Consider the following 14665-nt stretch of genomic DNA (forward strand, 5'->3'; position numbering starts at 1 on the left):
ATCCAGAGCGGGATGAGCAAGGCGCCTCAGCGCATGCGCCGGCGCTCGGCAGAGGGCTGGTAGGCCAGCCGGGCATGGAAGGTGCAATAGGGAGAGGCTTCCGGGGAGTCGTTGCCGCAGAAGTGGAACTCTTCCTTGAGCGGGTCGCCGATCGGCCACTTGCAGGTGCGTTCGGTAAGCTCCGTGAGCTCCAGCCGCCGCGACATCGGCAGGACGATGTTCCTGTCGATCTGCAGCTCCTGGTCCATTTCCAGGTCGACTGCGAGCTCCTCCTTGAGCGCGGTCGCACCGGCCGTGCGGGTCACGGTGCGGGTTACGGAACGCGCAGCATAGTTCGGTGCGCGCGGGGCAGACGTCGCCCGTTTGGGCCGGGCTGCAGCGGTCGTGCTTCCGCCGGCCTTGGCGCGCCCGGGCAGGCTCAGCCGATGAACCTTTCCGATGACCGCGTTGCGGCTGACGCCGCCCAACTGCGCCGCGATCTGGCTGGCGCTCAGGCCCTCCGACCACAGCTTCTTCAGTTTCTCGACCCGCTCGTCAGTCCAGTTCATCTCTGCACTCCCCGTTCTCGGCGTTGGGATGGCGGAATCCGTCACCGCTCTCCGGGAAAAACCCGAAGATTCAACGCGATAATACTTTTGGTGACTAGGTCCGCCGCATGCGTCTAGTAATTGAATGTTAACCTACCGGCAGGGTGACTCCGTGGCAAGAGTCGCCGGAATCGCGCCGAATCGATTTCGCGGTTTTCCCCAACTTGCTGTTGGAGCGTTGCATTTTTGCAAGTCCCAGAGTGCGATTTTTTCGCGCTTCGGAATCGGCATCCGCAAAGCGCCTGCAAACCTTGGTTTTGTTGACATCGCGGTGCGAAATGGGAATAGTGCCTGTCGCCGCCGCAAGGCGGCATTTTTGATTTTTATCGGGCCGAATGGTCCGTGCCGCCGCCGGAATGAAGGAGAGCTCGACATGGCCGCAACCACGCCGCTTTACGACACCTATCTGCGCGCGCCGTTGCGTTTCGAGCGAGGTGAAGGCGTTTGGCTGATCGCCGAAGACGGCACGCGCTATCTCGATTTCGCTGCCGGTGTCGCGGTGAACTCGCTCGGCCATGCCCATCCTCATCTCGTCGAGGCGCTGAAGGCGCAGGCCGACAAGGTCTGGCATCTGTCCAATCTCTACGAGATTTCGGGGCAGGAAAGCCTTGCCCGGAGGCTGACCCAGGTGACCTTCGCCGATCGGGTGTTCTTCACCAATTCCGGTGCGGAAGCGCTCGAATGTGCGATCAAGACGGCGCGGCGCTATCACTTCGCCAAGGGGCACGTCGAGAAGTTCCACGTCATCACCTTCGAAGGTGCTTTCCACGGCCGCACGCTCGCAACGATCGCCGCCGGCGGACAGCAGAAATACATCGAGGGCTTCGGGCCGAAGGCGCCGGGCTTCTATCAGGTCCCCTTCGGCGATATCGCGGCGGTCAAGAACGCGATCAATGAAGAAACCGCGGCGATCCTCGTCGAGCCGATCCAGGGCGAGGGCGGCATTCGGCCGGCATCGAAGGAATTCATGCAGGGGCTGCGCGAACTTTGCGACGAGTTCGGCCTGCTTCTGATCCTCGACGAGGTCCAGTCCGGTGTCGGCCGGACCGGCAAGCTCTTCGCCCATGAATGGGCTGGCATCAAACCGGATATCATGGCCGTAGCCAAGGGCATCGGCGGCGGCTTCCCGCTCGGCGCGTGCCTTGCGACGGAAGCGGCGGCCGCCGGCATGGTGGCGGGCACGCACGGGTCGACCTATGGCGGCAACCCGCTCGCAATGGCGGTCGGAAATGCCGTGCTCGACGTCGTTCTCGCCGAAGGCTTCCTCGATCAGGTGCGCGAGGTTGCTCTCGTCTTCCGTCAGGGGCTCGCTTCGCTGAAGGATCGTTTTCCGGACGTGATCGAGGAAATCCGCGGCGACGGGCTGATGCTCGGCATCAAGGCCAAGGTGCCCTCCGCGGACCTTTTGAAGGCGATCCGCGCCGAGAAGCTGCTCGTCGTCCCGGCCGGCGAAAATGTGCTGCGCCTCTTGCCGCCGCTGATCACCACCCCCGCGGAGGCGCGCGAAGGACTGGCACGGCTCGAACGCGCCGCGGAGGCGGTGAGTGGCAAGAGCGGCAACGCCGCGGCTTGAATGCCCCGACGTTTCGGATCGATCCGGCCCGGGCGGGGCCGACAAACGGATTCTACGACAGGAAACAAGGCAGTATGACCAGACACTTCCTCGATCTCTCGGCCATGACGGCCACCGACCTCAGGACCATCATCGACGATGCCCGCGTCCGCAAGTCGGCGACCAAGGCAGGCACTGCCGAAAAGCCGCTTGCCGGCAAGATGCTCGCGATGATCTTCGAGAAGCCGTCCACCCGCACGCGTGTTTCCTTCGATGTCGGCATGCGCCAGCTCGGCGGCGAGACGCTGTTTCTATCGGGTACGGAAATGCAGCTCGGCCGGGCGGAGACGATCGGCGATACGGCGAAGGTCCTGTCGCGCTATGTCGACGCGATCATGATCCGCACGACCGATCACCGCCGGCTTCTGGAAATGGCGGAGCATGCGACCGTGCCGGTCATCAACGGGCTCACCGACGATACGCACCCGTGCCAGATCATGGCCGATATCATGACTTTCGAGGAGCACCGGGGACCGGTCAAGGGCAAGACGATCGCCTGGACCGGCGACGGCAACAACGTGCTTCACTCGCTGATCGAAGGCTCGGCGCGCTTCGGCTACCGCATGAACATGGCCGTGCCGCTCGGCTCCGAACCGCATGACAAGTTCCTGAACTGGGCGCGCAACAACGGGGCCGAGATCCTCCTCAGCCACGAGGCGGAGCAGGCGGTTGCCGGCGCACACTGCGTCGTCACCGACACCTGGATCTCGATGAACCAGGAACATCGCGCCCGCGGTCACAACGTCTTCCAGCCCTACCAGGTCAACGGCGCACTGATGAAACATGCAGCGCCGGACGCGCTGTTCATGCATTGCCTGCCGGCGCACCGCGGCGAGGAAGTGACCGATGAGGTCATCGACGGCCCGCAGTCGGTGGTCTTCGACGAAGCCGAGAACCGGCTGCACGCACAGAAATCGATCCTCGCCTGGTGCATGGGCGCGGTGTGACGGCTGAAGGCGTTCTCTTGAAATCTGGACGGTGCAACACGATTTAGAGCGGTGAGCGGGGCCTTCCGATCATCAAATCGGCCAGTCGCCCCACGCCGGCTATCCTGCGCTTGGCGCCCTGCGGGGTTCTTTAAGGCAGAGCAAATGCCGGCGGAGAAATTCGTCCATGACGGGATCAAATGGAATGGCGGGCGGTTGTACCGGTGCGCGCCGGTGCACTCGATGCAAGCCGTGTCGGAAATCAAAAGAAACGAGCGGTTTCCATCCGCATCCCGCATGCAGTTTTTGGAATGGGTCATGGCCACATCCCGGATTGAATCGATCCGCGTGACCATGGTCGAGGCAAGGAGCAAGCGATGACAGAAACAGCGCCGGGACTTGGCGAGTTCGATTTTGCCGGTGACGATCACGTCGTGCCCTTTCAGGTCGAGGGACTCGACGTGCGCGGCCGCGCCGTCCAGCTTGGTCCGATGCTCGATGCCATTCTCGAGCGGCACGGTTACCCGCTTCCTGTCGCGCGGCTTGTCGCCGAAACAGTGGTGTTGACGGTCCTGCTCGGCACGTCTCTGAAATTCGAAGGCAAGCTGATCGTTCAGACACAGGGCGATGGACCGGTCGATCTTGTGGTTGCGGACTTCTCGACGCCGGACCGCGTCCGCGCCTATGCGCGCTATGATGAGGAGGCGCTTGCCGACGCCGAAAAGAGCGGGCGCGTCCAGCCTCATGAATTGTTGGGCAACGGCGTCCTCGCCTTCACGATCGACCAGGGTGCGCACACGCAGCGCTACCAAGGCATCGTCGCGCTTGACGGGGCGACGCTCGAGGACATCGCCGGTGCCTATTTCCGCCAGTCGGAGCAGATACCGACCAGGGTGCGCCTCGCCGTTGCCGAGCTTCTCGACAAGGACGAGAACGGCAAGCCGCGGCACCGCTGGCGCGCCGGCGGCATGGTCGCGCAGTTCCTGCCCGACGCGCCGGATAGGATGCGCCAGGCGGATCTGCCGGGCGGCGACGGTGACGAAGGCCACGAGGATTTCTTCGACGAGGACGACCTCTGGGCGGAAGCCAAGGTGATGGTCGAGACGATCGACACCGATGAACTCACCGATCCGACGGTCGGTACCGAGCGATTGCTGTACCGTCTGTTCCATGAGCGCGGCGTGCGCGTCTATGAGCCGCAGGCGGTCTACGATCGCTGCAGCTGCTCGCGCGAGAAGATCAAGGACGTTCTGGTGGGGCTCGGCAACGAGGATATCGAAGCCAGCGTCGAGGACGGCCTGGTCAAGGTGACCTGCGAGTTCTGCTCGACGACCTACCGCTTCGAGGCGAGCGAAGTCCGCCCGCAATAGGGCAGCCGCGTTGAATTGCGCGCTGGATCAATTAAGCGTGCGGACGAGGCCCGGTGAATCGAGCGAGAAGGCGGGAATGGCGACATCGAAAGTCTCCCCGCCTTCCGCCTCCATGCTGTAATGGCCGAACATCACGCCGGAGGGCGTATCCAGCGGGCAGCCGGAGGAGTATTCGTAGGTATCGCCGGGGTTGAGCAGCGGCTGCTCGCCGATCACGCCGGGGCCGCTCACCTCGTCCACCTGACCGTTCTCGTCGGTGATGTGCCAGTAGCGGGTCATCAGCCGGACCGCGCGCCCGGAATGGTTCGCTATGATGATGCGATAGCCCCAGACATAGCGGCTGTCGTCGGGATCCGACTGTTCTTCCAGGTAGTACGGCTCGACCGTCACTTCGATGTCGCGTGTCAGCGCGCGGTACATGTGCAACACCCTGTTTCAAATCCGTACGCGTATTCTACAGCAATATGGTTTCGTCAAGAATAACGGCGAGATTGTGCGAGTGGTATCAAATTTCCCAGGAGGCAGCGGCAATGCTTGACGGCGTGCTTCGCAGGCGGCTCGATCCGGTTCTGGACAGGTTCGGCGCCGCACTGGCCGGCCGCGGGGTCAGCGCCGATGCCGTCACCATCCTCGGCCTTTGCCTTGGCCTTGCGGCAGCCCTGCTCATCGGTCTCGGCGCTTACCTGCCCGCCGCCGCTCTGATCCTTGTGAGCCGGCTCTGCGACGGCCTCGACGGAGCCGTCGCCCGCGCGAGCCGGAAAACGGATTTCGGCGGCTTTCTCGACATCGTTCTCGATTTCACCTTTTACGGGGCCGTCCCACTCGGTTTCATCATCGCAGATCCGGCTGCAAACGGTCTCGCCGGCGGATTTCTGCTCTTCGCCTTCTATGTCAACGGCGCGAGCTTCCTCGCCTATGCCGTGATGGCCGAGAAGCGCGGCCTGACGACCGAGGTGCGTGGTGCGAAGTCGCTCTACTTCACGACGGGGCTCGCAGAGGCGACGGAGACGATCGTCCTTTTTCTGCTGTCGTGCCTGTTGCCCGGGTGGTTCCCCTTGTTCGCAACCGTCTTCGCGCTCGTCTGCCTCTATACCGCGCTGTCGCGGATCGTTCTCGCAAGACTGACGTTTCGGCAAGACTGACGACAAAGCCCGCTGACGCGGGCTTCGTCATGGTGTCGGTCAGGCGTTTACGCCCTTCAGCGCCCTTGCGAAATCCTCGATGAGGTCTTCGCTGTCCTCGATCCCGGCCGAGAAGCGCACCGTTCCGGCGGAAATGCCGAGTTCGGCGCGGGCTTCGTCGGTGAGGTTCTTGTGGGTGGTCGTCGCCGGATGGGTGATCAGGCTCTTGGAATCGCCGAGATTGTTGGAGATCCGGATGATTTCAAGCGCGTTCTGCAGGGCGAAAGCTGCTTCCTTGCCACCCTTGAGCTCGAAGGCGACCAGCGTCGAGCCGCCGCTCATCTGCTTCGCAATGATGTCGGCCTGCGGGTGATCCTTGCGGCCCGGATAGATGACGCGGGCGACCTGCGGCTGCTCCGCGAGGAAATCGGCGATGCGGCGGGCGCTTTCGGTCTGCTGCTTGACGCGGAGCGGCAGAGTCTCGATCCCCTTCAGCAGCGTCCAGGCGTTGAAGGGCGACATGGCCGGGCCGGTGTGACGGAAATAGTCGTGCAGGTTCTCGTCGATCCACTGCTTGTCGGAGAGCACCACGCCGCCGAGGCAGCGCCCCTGGCCGTCGATGTGTTTCGTCGCGGAATAGACGACGACATGGGCGCCAAGCTCCAGCGGTTTCTGGAACAGCGGGGTCGCGAAGACGTTGTCGACCACCACCTTGGCGCCGATCTGATCGGCGAGCTTGGCGACGCCGGCGATGTCGATCACTTCGAGCGTCGGGTTGGTCGGGCTTTCGAGAAAGAAGACCTTGGTGTTCGGACGCACCGCGTCTTCCCAGTTCTTGAGATCGCGACCGTCGACCAGGGTGCACTCGACGCCGTATTTCGGCGCCAGCGTTTCCACGACCCAGCGGCAGGAACCGAAGAGCGCCCGGGCCGCGACGATGTGGTCGCCCGCCTTCACCTGGCACAGGATTGCCGCGGAAACCGCCGCCATGCCGGAGGCGGTGGCGCGCGCTTCTTCCGCCCCTTCGAGCATGCACATGCGCTTCTCGAACATGTCGTTGGTCGGACTGCCGTAGCGCGCATAGATGAAGCCGTCGGTCTCGCCCTTGAACCGGGCCTCCGCCGCTTCGGAGCTGTCGTAGACGAAGCCTTGCGTCAGAAAGATCGCTTCGGATGTCTCGCCGTACTGGGAGCGGAGCGTTCCGCCGTGGACGAGTTGGGTTGCCGGCCGCCAATTCTTGCTCATGAGAACGTCACTTTCAAAAACAAAAAAACCGGCCGCGAAACGACCGGTTTGACACCCGGCCTTTTTAGCTACTTGTTTAACGTGGCTGCAAGCCGACCGGCCAAATCACCACGGGATAAAGCTCCAATACTGCCTGGCCGCGCTTGCGTCAATTCCCGGAGTTTGGTTTTGTCTGGCAACTGTAAATGAGGATCGGAATGGGGCGCGACACAGGGATTTTGGCCGACCGCGCAATTGCTGCGCTGTATGCCTCGGGACGACTGAAGAGCGAGAAGGCGCTGGATGATGACCAGATCCAGCCGGCCAGCCTCGATCTTCGCCTTGGATCCAAGGCGTTCCGCGTCCGGGCGAGCTTCATGCCCGGCCCTTCTCATCTGGTCGCCGACAAGCTCGACCGGCTCAAGCTGCATGTCGTCGATCTGAGCGAAGGCGCGGTGCTTGAGACCGGCTGCGTCTACATCGTGCCGCTGATGGAAAGCCTGTCGTTGCCGGCAGACATGTCGGCCTCCGCCAATCCGAAGAGCTCGACCGGCCGCCTGGATATCTTCACACGCGTGATTACCGACAGGGCGCAGGAGTTCGACAAGATCCCGGCGGGCTATAGCGGACCGCTCTATCTCGAAATCAGCCCGCGAACCTTTCCGATCGTCGTCAGGCGCGGTTCGCGGCTTTCGCAGATACGCTTCCGCATAGGCCACTCGGTTCTTTCCGAGCAGGAACTGCTGGCTCTGCACGAAAGCGACGTGCTCGTCGCCAGTGACCGGCCGAACGTTTCCGGCGGCGGCATTGCCCTTTCCATCGATCTCAAGGGCACCGGACCGGACGGCCTGATCGGCTACCGCGGCAAGCATCATACATCGGTGGTCGATGTCGACAAGAAAGCCCAGCATGCCGTTTTCGACTTCTGGGAGCCGCTCTACAGCCGCGGCCGCGACGATCTCGTGCTCGACCCGGACGAGTTCTACATCCTCGTGTCCCGCGAAGCCGTCCATGTGCCGCCGCGCTATGCCGCCGAAATGACACCCTTCGACCCGCTCGTGGGCGAGTTCCGCGTCCATTATGCCGGCTTTTTCGATCCCGGCTTCGGCCATGCGTCGGCCGGCGGCAGCGGCAGCCGGGCGGTGCTCGAGGTGCGCAGCCACGAGGTACCGTTCATTCTGGAGCACGGGCAGATCGTCGGCCGTCTCGTCTACGAGCACATGCTGGAACGTCCGGAGGGACTTTACGGCCTCGATCTCGGCTCCAATTATCAGGCGCAGGGGCTCAAGCTCTCCAAGCATTTTCGCGCCGAGTGAGCATTGTGCTTGACAGATCGCGGCTGTTGAGGAAATTTCCGGTTCTGTCGCGGGTGTAGTTCAGTGGTAGAACGCCAGCTTCCCAAGCTTGATGTCGTCGGTTCGATCCCGATCACCCGCTCCAATTCCTCCTTTCATAGAGGCGCCATAGCGCTGCGGATTCTCTGGGTATTGATACTGTCGGCCGTTTTCGCCCCGGGTTTGGCTTTGGCACAGCCGAAGGAACTGCCCCGGCTGTTCGATGCCCGCGAACGGATTGCCAAGCCGGACCTCAGCGGCCTTGCCAGGCTTCGTTTCCTGACCACCGTCGACTTCCCGCCCTTCAACTTCATCGACCAGTCGGGCAAGCTGTCGGGCTTCCATGTCGACCTCGCCCGCGAGATATGCCGTGAGCTGGAGATCGAAGCCAAGTGCCAGATCCAGGCAGTGACCTATCCGGAGCTCATGCCGGCCCTCGAACAGGGGCAAGGGGAAGCGATTGCCGCCGGCATTGCCGTGACTTCGGAGCTGAGGCAGAGTTTCGCCTTTTCCCGCGCCTTCATGCAACTTCCCGCCCGCTTCGTCGTCAACACCAAGGCCGCCGGCGCGATCACCGGTCCTGCCGATCTCGCCGGAAAGCCCGTCGGCGTCGTCTCCGACACCACCCATGAGGCAATGCTCAAGGCATTCTTCCCGAAGCTCGAAGCCAAGGGCTTTCCGGACCGGGACGCACTGCTCTCCGCGCTTCGCGGAGGCACCGTCGCGGCCGCGTTCTCCGACGGCATGCAATTGTCCTTCTGGGTCTCCGGCAACCTCGCCGGGGGATGCTGCGCCATGCTGGAGGGCTCCTATTTTTCCCAACGCTTCCTGGGCGAGGGACTGACGATCATGAACCGCAAGGCCGAGCCGGCGCTGACCCAGGCGATCGACCACGCTTTGCTGGCACTCTCACGCAGCGGCAGGCTTGAGGAGATCTATCTTCGCTATTTCCCGAACGGGATTTATTGAGGCGGCTCCACTCGCGGCTATGCCCTAGCGACGCCGGAACGGGAGTATCAGCGACCACAGGAGCTTCACGGGTGCAACGCGCCCGTAGGCCTTCAGCCCGGTCTCGATCGCATCGTCTCCGCGCGATGGATGGGCGACGTAGGTCGAGAACAACCGATCCCAGACCGAAAGATTGAAGCCGTAGTTTGAATCGGTCTCCCGCTTTTCCACGGAATGGTGGATGCGGTGCATGTCGGGCGTGACGATGACCTGGCGCAACAGCCTGTCGGCGCCTTTCGGCAGCCGCAAATTGGCGTGATTGAACATCGCCCCGGCATTGAGCACGATTTCGAACAGGAGAACGGCGAGTGCGGGCGCGCCGAGCAGGATGATAACCGCGCTCTTCCAGATCATCGACAGCAGAATTTCGAGGGGATGAAAGCGAAGGGCCGTGGTGACGTCGACACCGGGATCGGCATGGTGGACGCGGTGGATGCGCCACAGGACAGGGATCTTGTGAAACACGACGTGCTCAAACCAGATGGCGAAGTCCAGCGTGATGAAGGCGATCAGGCCGGCAAGCGGCGGCGTCACGCCAAGAGCCGGGAGCACGCCGTAGCCGCGCCCCTGAGCCCAGATGGCAACGCCGGTAGCGGCAGCGGGAAAGGCGACGCGAAGCAGGAGGGAGGATAGGACGAGAATAGACAGGTTGGTGACCCAGCGGCGTGCCTTCAGTGCCCGCATCAGCTCCGGCCTCTCCAGCCGCGGATGAATAAGCTCGAGCACTGTCAGCGCGGCGAAGGCGGCGGCAAAGGCCGCGAGCCGCCAGACCGGTTCGGCCAGACCGAAATAGAGCATGCATCGATCCCTGTTGCATCGACCCCGGCCCGTTCCGTGCCGGAAACGGGCAAGGACCTTTTTTCAGAAGCCTACTTGCGGAAGCGCGCGATGGCTCCGCGCTCGATTGCTGCGCAGGCGAGCTTGTCGAGGCCCAAACGGTCCCGCAGCAGCTGCAACAACCGGATTTCCTCGTTGCGGATACGCTGATCGGCGGCAGCGATCTCGACCGCAAGGGCATAGGCCGTTTCATAGAGCCGCTGCGGCAACGCCTCCCGAACCATTTCGAGCGCCACGTCCAGGCCCTCGGGGGCGGCAAGCTGGGCGGCGCATTCGCGGCCGATATGGATCAGGTGATCTTCGTCGAAACCGTCGAAGGCCGGGAGGAACCGCACGAGCACGCCGATGCGCGCGATCTCGTCGTCGGTCATGTTCCGGTCGACGGCGGACATCATGACCATGACGTGGACAAGGGCTTCGTGCTGGCTGAGACTTGCGGACATCCTGCCTCTCGATCCTTTCATCATTCACATTGGGGCCGCGATACACGACGGGTGCATAGCGGGTTGGGCGGACCTGCAGTGGTGGGTGACAGTTAAGGACTTGCTCCAAGCCTTACAAGTCCGGCGCGGCGTCTTCCGGGGCGATGCTCGCAGCCGGATCGTCGAGCGCGAGAGGCGCTCGGGCAAGATCGCGCGGGTCGTCCCCGAAGAAACCGAGCCTGGCGCCCCGGGCGGCCTCGGCCTTCGCCTCGAGCGCCGTGCCCGGCAGCGGCGTCGCCCAGCCGTTGCCGACGAGCCATTCGGCCACGTCCTGGCCGCCGACGCTGCACCGCGCGTTCAAGGTCTCCGAGGAGCTATCCGTCGCTTCGCAGACGAGTGCGCGGCCCCGCAAAAAGTTGCGGAACGCCGTACGCGCGACCATGCCGCAAGGCCAGCTCCTGCCATTCGCTTCGCAGACCTTCTCGGGCGTTTCGGGTTCGATATCCTTGAGCTGCAGAGTCGTCTCGCCGGACCGGACAAGCCCCGCGGCAAGCGCAACCGGGCGCGGGAAGACGGCGGAAGCGGGCTTTTGCTTTTCCTCAGGCTTTGAAAGTGGCGGTCTCGGTGCGATCCGTTCCAGCGGTTTGGCAATTCCGTCTTCCGGCTGGGCGAAGAGACCCGGCTCGACCGGCCTGGCCGCCACGCGCGATCCCTTGCCTGGGGCGGCATCCGGTTCGGGGGGAGTGGGAGCGGCTTCGGTCTCGGCGGGAGGCTCCACCGAAATCGGCTCGTCGACCGCTGCTTCCGGCGTTTCGAGCACGAACTCAGGCGTTGCGACGCTGTCGCGGTTGCGGATGATCGCGGCCCCGGCCATCAGAATGCCGGCATAAAGGGCGAGGGCGGCAAGCCCGCCGGCGATGGTGAAGAGCCTCGGCCGCATCGAAGAATCCTATTGGCTGGCCCAGATGATCCGGGCAATCCATTCTAAGTCGTTCATCTCGAAATTGCGGTTGGGATGGTCGGGGTTGAGCGAGACGAGTTCGATGCCGCGGGGCGTCTGCCGGGCCAGCACCTTCGCCATCACCTCGCCCCCGCGCGTCTTGACCACGACGCGGTCGTTGCGGCGCACCTGCGCGCTCGGGTCGACGATCAGGACATCGCCGTCGCGGTAAAGCGGCAGCATGCTGTCGCCCTGAACCTCCAGAGCGTAGGCACCGCCCTGCCGCCGCTCGGGCGTGGGGAATTCTATCGTGTCCCAGCCCTGGCCGACCGGAAAGCCGCCGTCGTCGAAAAAACCGCCGGCGCCGGCCTGCGCGAAACCGATCAGCGGAATGCCCGGCGCTGCCGATGCTTCCTCCCTTTCGCGGCCGACGGCATTGGGCTCCATCAGCGCCAGGAACTGATCGACGCTCGCCCCCGTGGCATGCAATATCTTCGCGATCGACTCGGTGGAGGGCCATCGGTCGCGCCCGTCGGTGGACTGGCGCTTCGACTTGTTGAACGAGGTGGGGTCCAGGCCGGCCCGCCGTGCAAGGCCCGACGGCGAAAGCCGGTGGCGCTCTGCCAAGGCGTCGATCGCGCGCCAGATGCTGTCATGTGAGAGCATGTCGACCCATCTTCGGAAGGAGAGACGATGCGGGCGGCACAGCAAGCCGTTCCGCGGTCTGCGAATACATTAGCCAAGCGCCCCGCGACCGTAAAGCACAGCGAGGAAAATAGTCCTTCCTATCCGATCAAAGGACGGCATACAGCAGATGCAGCGGACTTCGGGGGTGAACTCTTCAGCAGCTGTGCTAAATAAAACAGCTTCACTCCGGGCCAAGAGGCGTGCTTGCTTGCAAACCTGAGATCGGAACGGCATCTCGTTGCCGCTTTTCTCGCTGCTCTTGCCGGCGTCGCGGTCGAGCATCATCTGCTCGAGGCCGGTCGCGCCGCATCGCTCATGGGTGCGGCCCTGATGGTGGCGGCGATCGTGCTTGCTTCCATGCGGGTCGCCCATCATGCCGAGGTGCTTGCCGCCAAAGTGGGTGATCCCTACGGCACGATGATCCTGACGCTTTCGGCGGTCCTGGTCGAGGTCGTCATCCTCGCCATCATGATGACCGGCGAGACCTCGCCGACGCTGGTGCGCGATACGATCTATTCGGCAGTGATGCTCGATATCAACGGGATTCTCGGACTTGCGGCGCTGCTCGGCGGCCTCAAACACGGCGAGCAGCCCTATAACGACGATTCCGCGCGCACTTACAGCGTCATGATTCTCACGGCCATGGGCATTTCCATGCTCGTCCCCGAATTTGTGCCGCAGTCGAAATGGCATTACTATTCCGCCTTCACCATCGGCGCGATGATCGTGCTCTATACGTTGTTCCTGCGCATGCAGGTTGGCGTCCACAGCTACTTCTTCAGTTACAGCTATCCGCGCGCCAAAGCGGGAACCGCGGCAAGCCGGCTGGAGGACGAGCCGGTGCTGCCTTCCGTCGTCGTGCTAATCCTGGGCGTGGTGGTGATCGGCTTTCTCGCCGAAATCATGTCCGGGCTGCTGTCGGCCGGGATCAAGGGCACGGCGGCGCCGCCGGTCCTGGCCGCGATCGTCGTCGCGGCGATCTCCGCTTCGCCCGAAGTCCTGACGGCAATGCGCGCCGCGCTCGCCAACCGCATGCAGGCAGTGGTGAACATCGCGCTCGGCGCTTCGCTTTCGACCGTGATCCTGACCGTACCCGTCATGGAGGCGATTGCCCTTTATACGGGCCAGCCCTTCATCATGGCCATGTCGCCGGTGCAGACGGTGATGGTTGCGGTAACGCTCATCGCCGCCGCGATCAATCTCAATGACGGTCAGACCAATGCCATCGAAGGCATGACGCATTTCGTGCTGTTCGCCACCTTCATCATGCTGTCCGCCCTCGGGCTTTAGAGCACTTCCAGGAAAAGTGTGTAACGGTTTTCCGTCCGGAAGTGCGTTGGATCAAGAGCACTTCCAGGAAAAGTGTGTAACGGTTTTCCGTCCGGAAGTGCGTTGGATCAAGAGCACTTCCAGGAAAAGTGTGTAACGGTTTTCCGTCCGGAAGTGCGTTGGGTCAAAGATTAGTGCTCAGGCCGGCTGCTCTTCCATCGCCTTGCGCGCCACAACGCGGTCATAGGCGGCTTGAAGCGTTTGCCGCACGGAGGGTCCCTCCGGTCTGGCCTCGCCGAGGTGTTCGGCGCGCAATTCCCGCATGAAACGCTCCCAGAGCTCGGGGCCGCCCTCCTCCATCAGTTGGGCGCGGATGCTGAGTTCCTCGGTGACCGGCAGGTAGCGCCGGCCCCAGGCGCCGAGATGGGCCATGATCGGCACAAGCGCGATCGCCATTTCCGTCAGGCTGTAGATCGCCTTCTGCTTGTGGCTCGGATCGTCCGCTTTCGTCAGCATGCCGATCTCGACAAGCGTTTTCAGCCGGTCGGCGAGGATGTTGGTGGAAATCCCCTCCTGCGAGCGCAGGAGCTCGCGGAAGTGGCGTTTGCCGCCGAAAATCATGTCGCGAATGATCAGGAGGCTCCATTTGTCGCCGAATACTTCGAGCGAGAGATTGATCGGGCAACCCGAGCGATGGTCATCGGTCATTTTGGTCTCTGCAAAACGCAAGCGGAGCATCCGCTCTAAAACTGCTTGCATTATTGCACCAGTGAAGTTAGCCTGCAACCGCTTTCATTTCGCAACCAGTTTCCCAGCGAGGAGGAAAAGATCATGACCAAAGCTTCTGTCGCCCATGCGGATTTCACCATCGAACGCGTTTTCAATTCACCCCCGGAACAGGTCTTCGAGGCCTTCGCCGATCCTGCTGCGCACGACCGCTGGTTCGTCAAGGCCGACAACTGGCCGGTCGCCGAATATAGCCACGACTTCCGCATCGGCGGCCGGGAAAGCGGCCGGTTCAGCCAGGACGGGAAGGTTTTCTATTTCAATGAAACGATCTATCTCGACATCGTCGAGAACCGGCGGATCGTCTCGGCCTATACCATGGCGAAGGACGAGCAGCGGCTTTCCGCGTCGATCGCCACCGTCGACCTCATACCGGAAGGCACCGGCACACGCGTCGTCTTCACGGAGCAGGGGGCATTCCTGGATGGGCTCGACAAGGTGGAATATCGCCGCGAAGGCTGGGAGCAGCTGATCGGATTTCTGGCGGCCGAGCTCGGTGAGAAGGCTGAAGTGGCCTGAAGCCTTGAACACGTTTCTCTCCG

The 14665-nt window shown here is 63.0% G+C and carries 17 protein-coding genes, 1 tRNA gene and 1 riboswitch; of the genes, 10 read left to right on the plus strand and 8 right to left on the minus strand.

The features are described from left to right. Positions 1 to 26: 26 nt before the first annotated feature. Positions 27 to 548, minus strand: coding sequence for a GcrA family cell cycle regulator (locus tag BHD07_RS04420; RefSeq protein ID WP_018094105.1), 522 nt, complete (start codon positions 546 to 548; stop codon positions 27 to 29). Positions 549 to 960: 412 nt separating this feature from the next. On the opposite strand from BHD07_RS04420, the gene BHD07_RS04425 reads away from it, so the two are divergent. From BHD07_RS04425 to BHD07_RS04440, 4 genes are all read left to right on the plus strand, one after another. Continuing rightward, on the plus strand, positions 961 to 2160 hold the full coding sequence (locus BHD07_RS04425) for an aspartate aminotransferase family protein (protein WP_100669681.1): 1200 nt from the start codon (positions 961 to 963) through the stop codon (positions 2158 to 2160). A 74-nt stretch (positions 2161 to 2234) separates the two neighbouring features. Beyond that, positions 2235 to 3146 carry an ornithine carbamoyltransferase gene (argF, locus tag BHD07_RS04430; RefSeq protein WP_018094107.1) on the plus strand — a complete coding sequence of 304 codons (912 nt, stop codon included), beginning with the start codon at positions 2235 to 2237 and terminating at the stop codon, positions 3144 to 3146. A 144-nt stretch (positions 3147 to 3290) separates the two neighbouring features. Next, a complete protein-coding gene (locus tag BHD07_RS04435) occupies positions 3291 to 3506 on the plus strand; it encodes a hypothetical protein (RefSeq protein ID WP_100669680.1) in 216 nt (71 codons plus the stop codon). Further along, positions 3503 to 4495: an Hsp33 family molecular chaperone gene (locus tag BHD07_RS04440; RefSeq protein ID WP_100669678.1), complete on the plus strand. Its 993-nt coding sequence runs from the start codon at positions 3503 to 3505 to the stop codon at positions 4493 to 4495. Before BHD07_RS04435 ends, BHD07_RS04440 begins: the two co-directional genes overlap by 4 nt. Before the next feature lie 27 nt (positions 4496 to 4522). Here BHD07_RS04440 and apaG read toward each other — a convergent pair whose 3' ends face one another. Beyond that, a complete protein-coding gene (gene apaG, locus BHD07_RS04445; RefSeq protein ID WP_018094110.1) occupies positions 4523 to 4915 on the minus strand; it encodes a Co2+/Mg2+ efflux protein ApaG in 393 nt (130 codons plus the stop codon). A gap of 110 nt (positions 4916 to 5025) precedes the next feature. Between apaG and BHD07_RS04450 the strand changes: the two genes are divergently transcribed. After that, positions 5026 to 5637 carry a CDP-alcohol phosphatidyltransferase family protein gene (locus BHD07_RS04450; RefSeq protein WP_338277980.1) on the plus strand — a complete coding sequence of 204 codons (612 nt, stop codon included), beginning with the start codon at positions 5026 to 5028 and terminating at the stop codon, positions 5635 to 5637. 39 nt (positions 5638 to 5676) lie between these two features. On the opposite strand, the gene BHD07_RS04455 is transcribed toward BHD07_RS04450, so the two are convergent. After that, positions 5677 to 6861 (minus strand): O-succinylhomoserine sulfhydrylase, encoded by a 1185-nt coding sequence (locus tag BHD07_RS04455; RefSeq protein WP_338277982.1) that lies wholly within the window; start codon positions 6859 to 6861, stop codon positions 5677 to 5679. A gap of 43 nt (positions 6862 to 6904) precedes the next feature. After that, a riboswitch (SAM riboswitch) is annotated at positions 6905 to 6983 on the minus strand. A gap of 75 nt (positions 6984 to 7058) precedes the next feature. On the opposite strand from BHD07_RS04455, the gene BHD07_RS04460 reads away from it, so the two are divergent. The 3 genes from BHD07_RS04460 to BHD07_RS04470 all read left to right on the plus strand — a co-directional run bounded on the left by BHD07_RS04460 (position 7059) and on the right by BHD07_RS04470 (position 9143). Then, positions 7059 to 8156 (plus strand): 2'-deoxycytidine 5'-triphosphate deaminase, encoded by a 1098-nt coding sequence (locus tag BHD07_RS04460; protein WP_018094113.1) that lies wholly within the window; start codon positions 7059 to 7061, stop codon positions 8154 to 8156. A gap of 49 nt (positions 8157 to 8205) precedes the next feature. After that, a tRNA-Gly gene (locus BHD07_RS04465) sits at positions 8206 to 8280 on the plus strand. Positions 8281 to 8357: 77 nt separating this feature from the next. Next, positions 8358 to 9143: a transporter substrate-binding domain-containing protein gene (locus BHD07_RS04470; RefSeq protein ID WP_338279315.1), complete on the plus strand. Its 786-nt coding sequence runs from the start codon at positions 8358 to 8360 to the stop codon at positions 9141 to 9143. Between the two features lie 24 nt (positions 9144 to 9167). Here BHD07_RS04470 and BHD07_RS04475 read toward each other — a convergent pair whose 3' ends face one another. From BHD07_RS04475 to BHD07_RS04490, 4 genes are all read right to left on the minus strand, one after another. Continuing rightward, positions 9168 to 9980: a sterol desaturase family protein gene (locus BHD07_RS04475; protein ID WP_338277985.1), complete on the minus strand. Its 813-nt coding sequence runs from the start codon at positions 9978 to 9980 to the stop codon at positions 9168 to 9170. A 71-nt stretch (positions 9981 to 10051) separates the two neighbouring features. Beyond that, positions 10052 to 10462: a tellurite resistance TerB family protein gene (locus BHD07_RS04480; protein WP_100669672.1), complete on the minus strand. Its 411-nt coding sequence runs from the start codon at positions 10460 to 10462 to the stop codon at positions 10052 to 10054. A gap of 112 nt (positions 10463 to 10574) precedes the next feature. Further along, positions 10575 to 11381, minus strand: a complete 807-nt coding sequence (locus tag BHD07_RS04485) for a thermonuclease family protein (protein WP_338277987.1) — start codon at positions 11379 to 11381, stop codon at positions 10575 to 10577. Positions 11382 to 11390: 9 nt separating this feature from the next. Then, positions 11391 to 12047 (minus strand): S24 family peptidase, encoded by a 657-nt coding sequence (locus BHD07_RS04490; protein ID WP_338277989.1) that lies wholly within the window; start codon positions 12045 to 12047, stop codon positions 11391 to 11393. 225 nt (positions 12048 to 12272) lie between these two features. Here BHD07_RS04490 and BHD07_RS04495 point away from each other — a divergent pair, with 225 nt between their 5' ends. After that, positions 12273 to 13358 (plus strand): calcium:proton antiporter, encoded by a 1086-nt coding sequence (locus BHD07_RS04495; protein ID WP_100669668.1) that lies wholly within the window; start codon positions 12273 to 12275, stop codon positions 13356 to 13358. Positions 13359 to 13535: 177 nt separating this feature from the next. On the opposite strand, the gene BHD07_RS04500 is transcribed toward BHD07_RS04495, so the two are convergent. Next, positions 13536 to 14045 (minus strand): winged helix-turn-helix transcriptional regulator, encoded by a 510-nt coding sequence (locus tag BHD07_RS04500; protein WP_275596826.1) that lies wholly within the window; start codon positions 14043 to 14045, stop codon positions 13536 to 13538. A gap of 123 nt (positions 14046 to 14168) precedes the next feature. Here BHD07_RS04500 and BHD07_RS04505 point away from each other — a divergent pair, with 123 nt between their 5' ends. Next, positions 14169 to 14642, plus strand: a complete 474-nt coding sequence (locus BHD07_RS04505) for an SRPBCC family protein (RefSeq protein WP_275596825.1) — start codon at positions 14169 to 14171, stop codon at positions 14640 to 14642. Positions 14643 to 14665: the final 23 nt, after the last annotated feature.

This window comes from Sinorhizobium sp. KGO-5 (assembly GCF_036245905.1).
In the GTDB taxonomy this organism is placed as follows: Bacteria; Pseudomonadota; Alphaproteobacteria; order Rhizobiales; family Rhizobiaceae; genus Sinorhizobium; species Sinorhizobium meliloti_A.

Coding starts and splice junctions, on each gene's coding strand:
- BHD07_RS04450 (WP_338277980.1), top strand. CDS start 5,026: ATGCTTGACGGCGTGCTTCGCAGGCGGCTCGATCCGGTTCTGGACAGG.
- BHD07_RS04455 (WP_338277982.1), bottom strand. CDS start 6,861: ATGAGCAAGAATTGGCGGCCGGCAACCCAACTCGTCCACGGCGGAACG.
- BHD07_RS04460 (WP_018094113.1), top strand. CDS start 7,059: ATGGGGCGCGACACAGGGATTTTGGCCGACCGCGCAATTGCTGCGCTG.
- BHD07_RS04420 (WP_018094105.1), bottom strand. CDS start 548: ATGAACTGGACTGACGAGCGGGTCGAGAAACTGAAGAAGCTGTGGTCG.
- BHD07_RS04480 (WP_100669672.1), bottom strand. CDS start 10,462: ATGTCCGCAAGTCTCAGCCAGCACGAAGCCCTTGTCCACGTCATGGTC.
- BHD07_RS04505 (WP_275596825.1), top strand. CDS start 14,169: ATGACCAAAGCTTCTGTCGCCCATGCGGATTTCACCATCGAACGCGTT.
- BHD07_RS04440 (WP_100669678.1), top strand. CDS start 3,503: ATGACAGAAACAGCGCCGGGACTTGGCGAGTTCGATTTTGCCGGTGAC.
- BHD07_RS04475 (WP_338277985.1), bottom strand. CDS start 9,980: ATGCTCTATTTCGGTCTGGCCGAACCGGTCTGGCGGCTCGCGGCCTTT.
- argF (WP_018094107.1), top strand. CDS start 2,235: ATGACCAGACACTTCCTCGATCTCTCGGCCATGACGGCCACCGACCTC.
- apaG (WP_018094110.1), bottom strand. CDS start 4,915: ATGTACCGCGCGCTGACACGCGACATCGAAGTGACGGTCGAGCCGTAC.
- BHD07_RS04490 (WP_338277989.1), bottom strand. CDS start 12,047: ATGCTCTCACATGACAGCATCTGGCGCGCGATCGACGCCTTGGCAGAG.
- BHD07_RS04485 (WP_338277987.1), bottom strand. CDS start 11,381: ATGCGGCCGAGGCTCTTCACCATCGCCGGCGGGCTTGCCGCCCTCGCC.
- BHD07_RS04500 (WP_275596826.1), bottom strand. CDS start 14,045: ATGACCGATGACCATCGCTCGGGTTGCCCGATCAATCTCTCGCTCGAA.
- BHD07_RS04435 (WP_100669680.1), top strand. CDS start 3,291: ATGCCGGCGGAGAAATTCGTCCATGACGGGATCAAATGGAATGGCGGG.
- BHD07_RS04425 (WP_100669681.1), top strand. CDS start 961: ATGGCCGCAACCACGCCGCTTTACGACACCTATCTGCGCGCGCCGTTG.